This window comes from Oscillibacter sp. CU971 (assembly GCF_905219725.1).
In the GTDB taxonomy this organism is placed as follows: domain Bacteria; phylum Bacillota; class Clostridia; order Oscillospirales; family Oscillospiraceae; genus Oscillibacter.
The window spans coordinates 1-13,939 of record NZ_CAJMXG010000066.1 but is presented as its reverse complement, the minus strand read 5'-3'; the positions used below and the strand labels follow the sequence as shown (position 1 = coordinate 13,939).

Genomic DNA, 13,939 nt, shown 5'->3' with positions numbered 1-13,939 from the left:
CCCCGGCGTCCCGCACCGGGCCCCCGCCGCTGAGGTACTGCTGAACCCCCAGCAGGCCGTTCCAGCTGCGCTCCAGCCGGTGGTAGAGCACGTTGTAGGCGTTTTGAATCTGGGCCACCCAGCGCCGGTCCCGCTCGACAATGGCTTGCGCGGCCTTGGCGGCCTCCTTGGTGGCCACGCTGAGCCGATCCAGGCCCAGGGTCCGGGAGGACAGCCGAAACTGGGGCAGGGTCACGGTTTCCGCCCCCATCTGGAGGGGAACGCCGGAGCGCGTCCAGAGCCGGGCCCTGCCGATATCCGCTCCGCCGGTGATTTGGACCTTTCCGCAGCCGCCGAAGAGGCAGGCCCCGATGTCCGCCCCCGGATCGCCGCCCAGGGCCTTTTGAATCCGGGCCGAGCCGGTGATGAGGATGTCTCCGCAGGGCCCCTGTGCCCCCGCGCCGATGGCGGCGGCGTGTCCCAGGGCCAGGGCGGCGACGCTGCCGCCCCGGATGGTGATGTCGCCCGCCGCCGCCCCCAGGGCTCCGCCGATGCCGGCCCCGCCGCCGGATTCCCCGGTGGCGGAAACGACGCCGCCCAGGATGTCCACGGGTCCTATGGAGCCCCGTTTCCCGGCGCCGATGCCCGCGCCGCCTCCGGCGCCCGTGGCGGTGACCGCGCCGCCGCGGATTCGAATACGGCCGGATTGGGTTCGGCCTCCGCCGCTGTCCCGTCCGATGCCCGCGCCCCCCGGACCGCCGGAAGCGGTCAGGGTTCCGGCGGGGTTGCGGCTGTTGTCCCGGGCCTCGGGGCAGTCCACCAGCAGGGAAGTGCCGTCTCCCAGGGAGATGCCCGCCCGGCCCGCGCCGCTTTCAAAGCGGTTGTCCGTGCCGCTTTGCAGGAACAGCGTCACGTCGTTTTCCCGGCCCAGGTCGAAGGCTCCGCCCTCGGATACCCGGCAGACCACGCCCCCCAGGGTCAGCTCCAGCTTCCCGATGCCGTCCGCCAGAACCAGCCGCCCGCTGAAGGGCTCCTGGTTGGCGTCGGTTCCCATGCCGCCGGAGACGGAGGAAACCCGGTTGGTCAAAATGCGGAGCGTGTGCGTCTCCTCCTCGTAAATCCAGTCCTTTCCCGGCTCCCCGCCGGTGACGGTGAAGGGGTTCGGGTATAGGGCGGTTTCCTCAAAAGCGCCCGCGCCCTCGTTCCAGCGCAGGTAGGCGTAGCGGGTTTTAAGCCGCTCGGCCTCGTCCTTCCCCCGGAGGACCACGGTGTGAACCGCCGGGGAACCCTGGTCCCCCTTTTGCAGCCACAGCCGGGCGGGCTCACCGCTTAAAAGCATGGCCCGTCCGTGACGGCCGTCCACCGCCAGGGTGGTTATGGCGCTCCAGCCCGGCAGCAGCGTCCGCCAGACGATGTCGAAGGGGGTCAGGGGCTTTCCGTTTCCGTCGCTCACACGGGCTGCCTGCGCCGCCAGGAACACGGGCCCGTCGACGACCACGGGGACGGGCAGGGTTCCGAAAGCTTTGCCGTCCGTCTCCGCGAGGAGGACTGCGCCGCCCGTCAGGCGCAGGAGGCTGCTTTCCTCCCCCCGGAGGACGCCGATCCGCACGGTTCCGCCGCCGCCCAGGGTCAGGGACGCGCCGGGGCGCAGCAAGACCTCATCCAGCTCGGCCTTTCCCGGGACGGACAGTTGGACAGCGGCGGAGGCCGCGGTCAGCATAGGGACGCGGCCCTCCCGCAGCGTTACCGTCCCGGACCCGGCGAGCAGGAGGGGCCGCCCTTCCGGTCCGGTGGTTTGAAGGGTTATGTCCGCCGTTCCGCCGACCGCCGCTTCCCCGGTGGAGGCGTCAACGGACAGGCCGGAGAGGTCCCGGCCCGCCGCCTTCATATCCCCCAGGTCCATGACGGCGGTTTGAAGCGGGGTTCCGTCCGCCGGGGCCGCCTGGCCCCGCGCTTCTCCGGCGGCGTTTTCCAGAGCGGCCTCCGGTCCGGCGCCGGAGGCCTGGACCGCCGCCAGCAGGCCCATCATCAGCTCCAGGTTCATCCCTTCCAGCCCCGCCAGGAGGGTCAGCATGGAAGTGCTTTCCAGGAAAGCGGCGGCGTCCCCGCCGTACAGCAGCATTCCCGTCAGGAAATCCTCCATCCCCGGGGCGGCGCCGNCGGTGAATTGAGCCTCCAAGTCCGCGAAGCTGGAGAACATGCCGTTTGTCAGAAGGTCGACCGCTTCGTCCGGCGAATAGCCCTGGGACACCTTTTCCAGAAGCTGCCGCAGACCCTCCAGGGCCTCCTTCAAATCGACAGCCTTGGAGGCGGAGCCCCCGGCGATGACGCTGCCCAGGTACAGCGCGGCAAGATACCCCGCGGCGGCGTTGCTGTCCAGGGATTTCCCGGAGATGGCCGCCAGGATGTCGGAGATTCCGGCGGTCTTGTCCAGCCCCAGCATATCCAGCAGCCGCTCCGGGGACAGGCCGCTTTGAGCGATTCCCCGCAGCAGCCAGTTGGGAAACGTCTGGACCCGATCCGGGTTTTCGTCCTCCAGAGCGGCGTCCGGCGGGGGCTCCACCCCGTCTTCAATCTCCTCGTCCCCCTCCAAAAACAGCCGCACATCCCCGGCGAAGGCTCCGCCGGTCATGCGGTCGATTTCCTCCGCCAGACGGGCCAGCTCCGCTTGCAGGGCGGCCCGGTCCGCGCCGCCTCCTCCGGCGGCTTTTTCAGCCAGTCCGGCTATGCGGTCCAGGGCGTCCTGGACCTCCGCCAGCACGGCTTCCCCCACCTGGAGCGTCCGGTGGCTCTCCCGGGTGTGGTTTTCCGCCTGGCCGATCTTGCTCATGAGGGCTTGGAGAGTCTCCGAGACGGTGGCCCCCGGCGTTTNGGCCGGCGGGCGGCTTTGCCCGGCGGCGGCTGTCCTCTCCGTTTTCTCCGCCGCCTGATACCGGGGCCCGGACACACCGCGCTCTCTGCGGATGGTCAGCTCGCCCATGCAGACGCCTCCTTTCTTGAATCCGTTTCCAGCGTGGATTCCTATATATACAATATCGGCACGCGGACGGGAAAGATAAGAACGTCTCTCGCCGGGCAAAAAAGGGGAAAGCGCCCCGCGCTTTCCCCTCCCGGTGTGGTTATCGCTTTTGCCCCAGGGCCAGGTCCTTGACGGCCTCTCCCGCCAGGATCAGTCCCGCCGCCGCGGGAACGAAGGCCGCGCTCCCCGGCAGCTGCCGCCGGATTTCTCCCTCCAGGGATTCCTGGTAGAGCGCCCCCTCCGGGTTCCGGGGGGGCTCCTGGGAGTAGACCACCTTCAAGCGCCGGACGCCCCGGCGCTTCAGCTCCTTCCGCATCACCCGGGCCAGGGGGCAGACGGAGGTCTCGTAAATGTCCGCCACCCGGAAGGCGGTGGGATCCAGCTTGTTCCCGGCCCCCATGCAGCTGATGATGGGCGTTCCGGCCGCCAGGGCCTGTTGAATCAGAGCCAGCTTGCCGGTGACGGTATCGATGGCGTCGATCACGTAGTCATATTGGGAAAAATCGAAGTCTCCGGCGGTGTCGGGGCCATAGAAGACCCTGCGGGCAGTTACCCTGGCCTCCGGGTTGATCTCCAGCGCCCGGTCCCTGGCGGCGTCGGCTTTGTATTGGCCCAGGGTCCGGTGGGTGGCCAGAATCTGGCGGTTCAGGTTTGTCAGGCTCACCCGGTCGCTGTCGATTAGGTCCAGGGCTCCCACGCCGCTGCGGACCAAGGCCTCCGCGGCGTAGCCCCCCACGCCTCCCAGGCCGAACACCGCCACATGTGCCCGGGCCAGGCGCTCCACGCCCTCCCGGCCCAGCAGCAGCTCTGTCCTTGAAAACTGGTCCAGCATGGCGTCACTCCTCGATTCCTTGAATCTCAATCTGCTCCAGGATCTCCTGGCCCCGCCCGGTCAGGGCGATGCTGCCGTGAAGGGGATAGTCCCGATAGGCGGCGTAGTCGAAGTTTTTCAGGGGGATGTCGTAGTCCAGGCAGAGCAGCCCCTTTGCCGCCAGGCCCTGGATGGCGGCGGCGGACTGCTCCCGGGGGCGTTCCGGGTCTTCCAGGTACACCGGCGTCTTCCTGTCGAAGGCCGCCGCGATGGGGAGGAAGGGCGTTTCCCCCAAGCGCCGCAGCAGCGCCAGCTCCGCCTCCGTCAGCAGCAGGCCGCAGCCTCCCCGGCAGCTTCCGCAGTTTTCACAGCTCATGACCGTTCTCCTTTTCCGTTCCGGCTTCCACAATGGTTCCGCCGCCCACAACGGCGTCCCCGCTGTAAAATACCGCCGCCTGGCCTGGCGTTACCGCTCTTTGGGGCCGGTCAAACACGACGCGGACCCGCCCTCCGGACTCCGGGAAAATTTCCGCCGCCTGTTCCGCTTGGCGGGAGCGGGTTTTGGCTCCCACGCGCAGGGGAGAATCCAAACCCTCTATGGCAATCCAGTTCAGATCCTCCACCAGGATCTCCCGGACGAAGAGGGCGCTTTCCGGCCCTACGGTGACGGTGTTGGCGGACATGTCCTTTCCGCAGACATAGACGGGCTCGCCCATAGAAAGGCCCAGCCCCTTCCGCTGGCCCAGGGTGTAGCGGATCGCTCCCCGGTGCCGCCCCACGGCCCGGCCCTCCCGGTCCAGAAAGTCCCCGGCGGGAAACGCCTCTCCGGTCCAGGATTCAATGAACGCGCCGTAGTCCCCTCCGGGGATGAAGCAGATGTCCTGGCTGTCCCGCCGCCGGGCGTTGACAAAGCCCAGGCGCTCCGCCAGTTCCCGGACCTGCCGCTTTTCCATGCCGCCCAAGGGAAATTGGACTCTGGACAGCTGGCTTTGGGTGAGGGTGTAGAGGAAATAGCTCTGGTCCTTCCCGGCGTCCAGCGCTTTTTTCAAAAGCTGGCGGCCCGTCCCGGCGTCCCGGCCCACTCGGGCATAGTGCCCGGTGGCCACGTAATGAAGTCCCGCGCCGTCCGCCGCCTCCATCAGCCGGGAGAATTTCATGCGCCGGTTGCAGTCCACGCAGGGATTCGGGGTGCCCCCGGCCCGATAGACCCGGACAAATTTTTCAATAACGTCTTCCCGGAATTCCCGGGCCATGTCCAGCGTCATGAAGGGAATGCCCAGCCGCCGGCAGACGGACTCCNCGTCGGNGGCGTTCCGGCCGTCGTCCGATTCCAGCAGGCGCATGGTGGCCCCCTGGCAGCGGAAGCCCCCCGCCTGCATGAGATAGGCCGCCGCCGAGCTGTCTACGCCGCCGCTCATGGCGATCAGCACGCTCAGATTGTTGTGTTCTTCCATTGTTTACCTCCCGGCTCAGGGCCTTTTTGCGTTTTGCGGCTCTTATTATAGTACGGTTCCGCCGTTTTGTCACGCAATATATCATTCCCGCTGGGCGGATTTATCCGCACGTCTTGCATGATTGCTTTCACGCCCTGGTTTTTTTCCGTGGAAGCTTCCCCTTTTTCAACAAAAAATCCGGATGTCCAGAGCGAGTTTTCAAAAGTGGTGGAGAAATTTTTGCAAATTTATGTTTTATGTAAACTAAACTACCAAAAGGCGGATGGCGGGAGTGTGTATGTAAATTTTTTCCAGCCCGAAAGACAACCGGAGAAACCTGAAAACTTTGGGAAACAGCCCTGTGGAAAACTCTGTGGAAAGTGTGAATAACTTTTTGTAGAAGCCTTTTATGAAAAATTTTATGTAAATTACAAGAGACTGGGGCGGCTTTTTCGGGAAGCGGCGGAAAAACGCGCGGAAAGGGAAGAAAGCTGTAAAAATACCGGCGGAGCGAAGGGCGTTCATGCGCCGGATTGTGACATATTTCCTGGCGGCGTGTCAAAAACCGACAAATTGCTCAAAGGCGAAACGCAGGATTTCCTGCGATAATACGAGAGGTAATCGCGGCGCGGGGGAGGCCGGGCCATGCAAAAAAGGCTTGCGCCGGGCCGCGGGCCGTGCTATAATCTTGTTACAAACTACATAAGATCGTGAACTGGGGAGCTCGCGGAAGCGGGCTGAGAGGAAGCGAACGCTTCGACCCACAACCTGATTTGGGTAATGCCAACGTAGGGAGCCGTCATGAACCGACATGCTTTTTTCCGCATGAGGAACAGCCCTCCCCGTTTCGGGAGGGCTGTTTTGGATTGCCGTCAGTTTCGCGGTCGGAACAAGGANGAACATCATCTCATGCTGAACCTGTTTGTCAACGGTGAGGGAGGCCTCACCACCGCGGGCTACGCGCTGAGCGCCGCGCTGNTGGTGCTGAGCATCCTGGCAGGCCTGGCCCTGGCGGACCGGGGCGGGAAAAAGGGCTTTGCCGCCAAGCAGCTGGCTTACTGCGCCATGGCCGTGGCCCTGGCCTATGTAACCAGCTTCATCCGGGTCTTCAAGCTGCCCTACGGCGGGTCCGTCACATTGCTGAGCATGCTTTTCATCGTGCTGGTGGCCAACTGGTACGGTGTCAAGACCGGCATGCTGGTGGGCTTTNCCTACGGCATTCTGCAATNTTTGCNGGAGCCCTATTTCCTGACGCTGTTCCAGGTCTGCTGCGACTATGTGCTGGCCTTCGCCGCCCTGGGGCTGGCGGGGCTCTTCCGGGGGAAGAAGAACAGCCTCCTCACCGGCTACATCGCGGCGGTGCTGGCCCGGGGGGTGTTCCACTCCATCGGGGGCTACCTCTACTGGATGGACTACATGCCGGAAAACTTCCCCCTGGCCCTGCGGAACCTTTACCCCATCATTTACAACTACAGCTATTTACTGGCGGAGGCGGCCGTCACCGTCCTTGTCATCAAGATTCCGGCGGTGGAGCAAGCCTTGGAGCGGGTGCGCAAGGCCGCGCTGTAAGGGCGCGCGCCCTCTTGTTCCAGGCAGAACACGGCCCAAGGAAGCCTGCGGACCGTCCTCAGCACAAACGAACCCCCCGCTTTTCCAAAAGATGTATGTTGTAAAGGGTGAATGTGAGATTTCGCCTAATACAACATAGCGGCTTTCACGACAAAAGTACATAGGCACTCAAGCCAGCTTTCGACTGCAAACGACATTATGCAGCCGGGGGGCTGGCTTTCTGTCTGCCTGGAGCATCCACCACCATCGTACTACGCGGGTTGCGGCCTACCGCAAGAAAGGAAGGCAAATATAGCTACAATTCAACCAGCAGAGGCGAACACCGCCACCATTTACCGGCGTATCGGGTCCACCACCTACAAGGTGCGCGTCCATCTCAGCGATACCGCCCAGGAAACCATGAACGACAAAATTCTGCATTTAATTCGGTGCGGGGCCGTGACAAAGGTTGCTGACTGCCGTGACGATGAGCAAATTGGGGACAGCAATTCCATTGTGAATCAAAAGGCCATACTTGCTCTCCCGACCGATGCAAATATAATCGAAATCTCCACCATGCTTGACATTCCCCGTATAGTACAGGTACAGGCCGTTGGGATCGTTCAGCCAGCCCACCGGCGGGGCCAGNTGAATTTTTGGCCCCCAGGGGTCCGTGGGGCGGAAAGCCGCTTCAGCAGCGGCGGCCATTCTCTGCAGATCTTTTCGTAATACGTTCATCGGTCCCTCCCGATCATTTACAAGACATCCCCGCGCCAGGAGAGACGCGGGGATGTCCGGCAATTATTTGACTTCAATTACCTTATCCAAAGCCTTGCATTCGCCGGGATGGATGGTCAGATTCTCGTAGTCGTCAGAGTTCGTCACCAGCACTACGACCACATCGGGATGCTGGGCGGCCCGCAGTATCCGCCCTTCGCCGCCCTCTGCGCGCCGGAGGCCGCGGAGCACAGCGGCGAGGTCCGGGCCCTCCAACTGATTTATAGCGGCAATCACTGCGTTCGGGTGGAGCGGGACCAGTACGATCATCTGCGGCTCACAACCGGCATTCACCCGGAGGGCTTTTCCTGGAAGCTGGAACCGGGCGAACGCTTCCAGACACCGGAGGCGGTGCTGGTCTACAGCGGCCANGGCTTTAATGGAATGTCCCAGGTGTTCCACCAGCTGTACACAGAGCGGCTGTTCCCCCGGCAGTGGGCAGGGCGGACCCGGCCCATTCTGCTGAACAGCNGGGAAATGTGCTATTTTGACGTTTCAGAGGAAAAGCTGCTTCCTGTGATTAGGGAGGCGGCGGCGCTGGGCTTTGAGCTGGTGGTGCTGGACGACGGCTGGTTTGGTCACCGGAACAACAGCAAGAGCTCTCTGGGGGACTGGACGGTAAACCGGGAGAAGTTTCCAAATGGCCTGACGCCCCTGCTGGACTGCGCCCGGGAGAACGGCATCCAACTGGGTATCTGGTTNGAGCCGGAAATGCTCTCCCCGGACAGCGATCTGATGCGGGCACACCCCGATTGGGCGGCCCGGTTCCCTGACGATGCGCCTTTGCTGGGGCGAAACCAGCTGGTCCTGGATTTGACCCGCCGGGAGGTGCAGGACTATGTGCTGGATACGCTGAGCGGATTTCTTCGAACTTATCCGGTGTCCTATGTGAAGTGGGACATGAACCGCCATATGACAGACCCCGGTTCCGCCTCNCTNCCGNCGGACNGGNCGGGGGAGTTCTTCCACCGNTATATGCTGGGACTCTATCGTATCCTGCATGAGCTGACAGCCCGCTTCCCGGAGATCCTCTTTGAAAACTGTTCCAGCGGCGGCGGACGGTTTGATCCCGGCATGAGCTTCTATATGCCTCAGACCTGGTGCAGCGACAACACCGACGCCCTGGACCGGCAGTCTATCCAATACGGCGCGTCGTATCTTTTCCCGCCTTCCGCCATTGCCGCCCATGTGTCCGCCGTTCCCAACCATCAAACCGGAAGGATGATACCCTTTGAGACCCGAGCCACGCTGGCATCCTCGGCCAATATGGGCTATGAGCTGAATATTCTCGACTTGTCCCAAGAAGAGCGGGAGCNAGTCCGGGAGCATCTGGCGCTGTATAAAGAGGAGCGGGACCTGATTTTGGGCGGCGCGTTTTACCGGCTTCGTTCGCCCTTTGACGGGAATCTCTGTGCCTGGATGCTGGTGGACCGGAAACGGGAAAAAGCTATCCTTTACGCCTTTGCCGCATCGTATGACGTTTCCAGTCTGTCCGCGGTTCTGAAAATCCCATACCTGGATCAGAAGAAGCTCTATGTGGAGCGGAATACAGGCCGCCGGTTCAGCGGGGAAGAGCTGCGTTACGCCGGACTTGCCGTCCGATTTCCGCAGGGGGACTTTCCGGCTATAAAAATCGNACTGCAAGCAGAGACTATGTCATAAAACAAGCCCNGGTACTCCGGCAGCATGGCAGGAGTATCTGGGCTTCTGTAATTTAGTGGTAAATCTCACATTTCCCCTTGACAACAGCTTTAGAAGGAAAAGCGGGGGGTTTCGCTTAGCAGTATTTCGCGATAGCGGCCTGGATCATCTCGTGGGCCTGAACAATGATGGCCTGATCGCCGGGCTCCAGCGCCAGCAGAGGCGCCCGGACGCCGCCGATATCCGGCCCGCCCTGAAGGCGGAGGATCTCCTTGATGACGGCGTACATGTTGCCCTGGGTGGAGCACATCTTGTAGATGATGCGGCAGCACTCGTTCTGGGCCTCCCGGCCCTTTTCCATCTCCCCGGCCTTAAAGCAGCGGAAGATCTCCAGGTACAGCTCCGGCATGGCGGCGTAGGTCCCGCCGATGCCTCCGGCGGCTCCGGCGGCCAGGCCGCTGAGAAGCTGCTCGTCCGGGCCGTTGAAGACCAGGGCCCCCTCGTCGTGCCACATCTGGATGTCCTGGACAGGCATGGAGGAGTTTTTCACCCCGACGACCCGGGGATTTTTCAGCATCTCCTGAAGCAGGGGCACCGACAGCGCCACGCCCGCCAGCTGGGGAATGTTGTAGATGATAAAATCCGTGTTGGGGGCCGCGTCGGAGATGTCGTTCCAGTACTTGGCGATGCCCTTGGGGGGCAGGTGGAAGTAGATAGGGGGAATGGAGGCCACGGCGTCCACGCCCAGGCTCTCGGCGTGGGCTGCCAGCTCCCGGCTGTCGGCGGTGTTGTTGCAGGCCACATGGGCGATGATGGTCAGCTTGCCGCCCACCTCCGCCATGACGTTTTCCAGGGTCTCCTTCCGCTCGGCCACGCTCTGGTAGATGCACTCGCCGGAGGAGCCGCCCACATACAGGCCCTTTACTCCCTTGTCCAGCAGGAACTTCGCCAGGGCCCGGACCGCCGGGGCGCTGACCTTGCCGTCCTGGTCATAGCAGGCGTAAAAGGCGGGGAAGATACCCTGGTATTTGGAAAGGTCTTTCATGTTGTCACTCCTAGTCATAAATTTTCACCTTGAAGACCACCTTGCTTACGGTCTTTGGCCCGTCCACCTGCATCTTGANNCGGTGNGCGNCGCCGGGGNANACCACCAGGAAGTCCCCGGGGGAGAGGATCAGCTTATAGTCTCCCTCACCCCGGTAGGCGTAGAAGTCGTTGGCCTCTATCCGGTCGAATTCCGCCAGGGCCTCCGGCGGGGCGATTTCCACCTTTTCGGAGCCCTCCGCCATGATGTGGATGTCCAGGTACTTTTTGTGGGCCTCGAAGAAGCTCTCCTCCGCCGGCACGGTCTCATAGGTGAACCGGGTGGCGTNGACGCCGCCCTTGAGNTCCACCCGCNCCGGACCCACGGAGGCCAAAAACTCCGGCGTGATATGCTCCAGCGCCAGGTCCAGGTTGGNGTGGATGCCCCGGTAGGCCGGGGCGTCCTTGTGTTTGGCGTAAATCANCGCGTTATCCTTTCACCGCGCCCATGGTGATGCCCTGGGTGAAGTACTTCTGGAAAATCAGGAAGACGATGATGATGGGAGCCGCCGCCAGGGTGGCGCCGGCCATCAGCAGGCCGTTGTCCACCGAGGTCTCCGCCTGGAGGGTGGCGATGCCCAGGGGGATGGTGAAGTTGCTGCCGCTGGCCAGCATGACCAACTGCATGAAGTAGTCGTTCCAGCAGTTGATGAAGGTGAAAATGGCCAGGGCGCCGATGCCCGGCTTAATCATGGGCATGACCACCGTGGAGAAGGTATTCCACTCGCTGGAGCCGTCAATTCTGGCGGCCTCCAGAATCTCTCCGGGGATGCTCTCCGAGAACTGCTTCATGAGGAACACGCCGAAAGGCCAGCCCACGGTGGGGAAGATCACCGCCCACAGGCTGTCGTACAGGCGCAGGGCGGACATCTCTTTCAGCAAAGGGATCAGGATGACCTGCTTGGGCAGGGCCATGGCGCAGACGATGAGAGAAAACAGGATGGCCCGGCCGTTGAAGCGCTTCTTCGCCAGGGCGTAGCCCGCCATGGCCGCCGTGAGGCAGGTGATCAGCATGGCCAGCACGCACATGAGCACCGCGTTGATGAGCCAGCGGATGGCGGCGGGGGCCTCCGGCCCGGCGGTGAGAAGCACCTTTTTCCCGCCGTTGAAGAAGCTGCCGAAGGGCAGGTAGATCTCCCACAGGGGGACGCTGCGCTGCTTCATCAGCTTGTCGAAGTTGTTCATGACCCATTCGGTGGGAACCCAGATGGGTTTGGTGGCGTTGATATCCGCGCCGTTTTTGAAGGCGCCGGTGACGATCCAATACAGCGGGAAGGTGAAGAGGAACGCCAGAATGACCAGGATGATGATGGAGGCGATTTTATACGCCCGGCCTTGTCCAGTTTCGATTTTCATACCAGCACCCCCTTACTTTTCTTTCGCCNGCTTGAACTGGAGGGCGGACAGCAGTCCGATGAAGATGGCCAGCACCACGCCCATGGCGTTGGCGTAGCCGAAGTGGCCCGCCTGCTCCGTCAGCTTGAAGGCGGTCCAGTAGATATGGTACATCACCGTGTTGGTTCCCGCGCCGCCCTTGGTCAGCAGCTNGATGAGGGCGAAGCACTGGAAGGAGTTGATGGTGGTGATGACCAGGATATACAAGGTGGTGGGCATCATCTGGGCCCACTTTACCTTCCAGAAGACCTNGAAGCCGTTGGCCCCGTCCACCTCGGCGGCCTCAATGAGGGTCTGGTCCACATTGCCCAGGGCGGAGACGTACAGCACGATGGGCTGGCCCACGGAGGTGGTGAACAGAATCAAAATGATGCACCAGAGGGCGTACTTGGAGTCGCCCAGCCAGTTGATGTTTTGGTCGATGAGCCCCGCGCCCTTGAGGACGTGGTTGAAAATGCCGGTGTAGTTGTCGTACATCCACTTCCACACCACGGTGACGGCCACGGAGCCGGTGACCACGGGGAGANAGAAGATGCAGCGGAAGGCGGAGAGCACGGGCCCGCTGAGCTTGTAGATGACGGAGGACACCCACAGGGAGAATGCGCACACGGTGGGGACGCTGACGATGACGATGATGAAGGTGTTTTTCAGCGCCTCCAGGAAGGTTTCGTCGCTTAGCAGATTGGTGAAGTTGGAAAAGCCGATGAAGTTTCCAAACATGCCTTGGTCATGCATGTTGGCGTCCGTGAGGCTGGTAACGATGCAGATGATCATGGGGATGACCACGAAGCCGATGAAGAAAATCAGGCTGGGCAGCAGGAAGAGGTAGCCGGAGATGTTCTCCCGCCGCTGCAGCGCGCGGCTCATGGTGGGATGGGACTGTCTTGCCAAGATCAACACTCCTTTACGACTGGATTCGACAGGGCAGGGCCTCCTGAGGTAGAACGCGCCCCTCTCCCGCCCTTCGCGGGAGAGGGGCGCAAAAACCCTTATCTCTTTGACGGTGTATGGAAANGCTTAGCCGGCTGAGTTGGCTTTTTCGGCGNGGATGGAAACAGCCTCGGCGATAGTGGCTCCCNCGCCAACCTNCTGGAGCATNGTCCACCACTCGGTTCGGGCGCCGGCCCAGCCCTTGGTGACCTGGTAGTAGTCGCCCAGGTAAGGCATGAGGACCTGGTACTCGTTCATGATCTCGTTGTCGGCCCAGATGTCGGAGAGGTCGGTGCCCTCGGCGGCGGAACGGGCGGCGAAGTAGTTGGCGGTCTTTACCGCTTCCACGGTGTGCTCAGAGTCGCACATCCACTTGATGAAGGTTTTCGCGTCGTTGATTCGGGCTTCATCCCCGTTGTCGAAGATGCCGAAGCCCCAGATGNCNCCCTGGACAGCGGGAGAACCGCCCTGAGAGGGGAAGCCCNTGAAGNCGATCTCTTCACCGTTGGCGGTGAGGCCCGCGCCGNTGTCGGNCTGGTTGGGGTTGAGCTGCTGGGCAATGTTCCAGCAGAAAGCCATCTTCAGAATGCCCTGATAGAAGACCTTGATTTCGTCGCCGCCCTCGAGAGAGGCGTCGAAAGCGATGCCGGGCATGCTTCTGAGCTGCTCCAGCGCCTTGATGTTGGCGGGGTCGCTCCAGGTGTACTGATCGTGGGTGGCNGTGGCAAAGGTGCCGCCGTAGAGGTTGTTGACGAGGGCGCGGGTGCCCTGGTCGCCGCCCTGGCCCTTGCAGNACACGGCGCCCACGGGAGCCTGGAAGTGCTCATACAGGGCGTCCACGGCGTTGATGAAATCGCTGGTGGTCCAGGTGTGGGTTTCCAGGTTCAGGAACTGGTCGGCGCCCGCTTCCTTGAAAGCGTCCAGGTTGATGGCCATGCAGTGGGCCGTGACAACCAGGGGATACTCATAGACGGAGCCGTTGGGGTGGGTGCAGGCGGCCATGGCCGCCGCGTTGATTTCGGNCTTGNCCGNGNCGNCGAACATGTNGCTNAGGTCCACCAGATNGCCCTTGTCGCCCCAGTTGGTCACCAGGCGCTCGGGGCCTTCCATGATCAGGTCGGGGGCGTTTTTCGCGGTGATGGCGGAGTTGACCTTGTCATCGCCGTCGGCGTAGGCTAAGTACTCCACTTTCACGGAGATGCCCGTGTCGGCCGTGAAGGCGTCGGTGATGGCTTTGACCTTGTCTTCCTTGCCCCAGTCGCCGATGGGGTAGGTCCACAGGGTAATTTCGCCGGCGGCGGCGGGCTCCTCAGGGGTCTCGGG

9 protein-coding genes, 2 pseudogenes and 1 riboswitch are annotated in these 13,939 nt (G+C 62.5%); of the genes and pseudogenes, 3 read left to right on the top strand and 8 right to left on the bottom strand.

Annotated features, from left to right (window positions below; translation table 11 throughout):
• Nucleotides 1–3,098: 3,098 nt before the first annotated feature.
• Genes JX325_RS06695 through mnmA form a run of 3 tightly spaced genes read right to left on the bottom strand, consistent with a single transcriptional unit; the run spans nucleotide 3,099 to nucleotide 5,263 of the window.
• A complete protein-coding gene (locus JX325_RS06695; protein WP_204790378.1) occupies nucleotides 3,099–3,830 on the bottom strand; it encodes a ThiF family adenylyltransferase in 732 nt (243 codons plus the stop codon).
• Nucleotides 3,831–3,834: 4 nt separating this feature from the next.
• Entirely contained in the window at nucleotides 3,835–4,185 is a 351-nt protein-coding gene (locus JX325_RS06690; protein WP_204790377.1) for a hypothetical protein, read from the bottom strand.
• Nucleotides 4,175–5,263, bottom strand: a complete 1,089-nt coding sequence (mnmA, locus tag JX325_RS06685; protein WP_243413960.1) for a tRNA 2-thiouridine(34) synthase MnmA — start codon at nucleotides 5,261–5,263, stop codon at nucleotides 4,175–4,177. Before mnmA ends, JX325_RS06690 begins: the two co-directional genes overlap by 11 nt.
• Nucleotides 5,264–5,948: 685 nt before the next feature.
• A riboswitch (TPP riboswitch) is annotated at nucleotides 5,949–6,056 on the top strand.
• 95 nt (nucleotides 6,057–6,151) lie between these two features.
• Here mnmA and JX325_RS06680 point away from each other — a divergent pair.
• The 3 genes and pseudogenes from JX325_RS06680 (at nucleotide 6,152) to JX325_RS06670 (ending at nucleotide 9,229) form a co-directional block, all read left to right on the top strand.
• Nucleotides 6,152–6,811, top strand: a complete 660-nt coding sequence (locus JX325_RS06680) for an energy-coupled thiamine transporter ThiT (RefSeq protein WP_204790376.1) — start codon at nucleotides 6,152–6,154, stop codon at nucleotides 6,809–6,811.
• A 198-nt stretch (nucleotides 6,812–7,009) separates the two neighbouring features.
• Nucleotides 7,010–7,198: pseudogene (locus tag JX325_RS18660) on the top strand (hypothetical protein); the annotation flags it as partial.
• A 438-nt stretch (nucleotides 7,199–7,636) separates the two neighbouring features.
• Nucleotides 7,637–9,229 (top strand): alpha-galactosidase, encoded by a 1,593-nt coding sequence (locus tag JX325_RS06670; protein ID WP_204790375.1) that lies wholly within the window; start codon nucleotides 7,637–7,639, stop codon nucleotides 9,227–9,229.
• Nucleotides 9,230–9,344: 115 nt separating this feature from the next.
• Here the strand turns inward: JX325_RS06670 and JX325_RS06665 are convergent, their stop codons facing one another.
• The 5 genes and pseudogenes from JX325_RS06665 to JX325_RS06645 all read right to left on the bottom strand — a co-directional run.
• Nucleotides 9,345–10,253, bottom strand: a complete 909-nt coding sequence (locus JX325_RS06665; protein WP_204790374.1) for a dihydrodipicolinate synthase family protein — start codon at nucleotides 10,251–10,253, stop codon at nucleotides 9,345–9,347.
• Nucleotides 10,254–10,263: 10 nt separating this feature from the next.
• Nucleotides 10,264–10,713, bottom strand: a complete 450-nt coding sequence (locus JX325_RS06660) for a YhcH/YjgK/YiaL family protein (RefSeq protein WP_279380512.1) — start codon at nucleotides 10,711–10,713, stop codon at nucleotides 10,264–10,266.
• A gap of 7 nt (nucleotides 10,714–10,720) precedes the next feature.
• Nucleotides 10,721–11,647, bottom strand: coding sequence for a carbohydrate ABC transporter permease (locus JX325_RS06655; RefSeq protein ID WP_204790373.1), 927 nt, complete (start codon nucleotides 11,645–11,647; stop codon nucleotides 10,721–10,723).
• 12 nt (nucleotides 11,648–11,659) lie between these two features.
• Nucleotides 11,660–12,553 (bottom strand): carbohydrate ABC transporter permease, encoded by an 894-nt coding sequence (locus JX325_RS06650; RefSeq protein ID WP_204790379.1) that lies wholly within the window; start codon nucleotides 12,551–12,553, stop codon nucleotides 11,660–11,662.
• Between the two features lie 150 nt (nucleotides 12,554–12,703).
• Nucleotides 12,704–13,939: pseudogene (locus JX325_RS06645) on the bottom strand (ABC transporter substrate-binding protein); the annotation flags it as partial.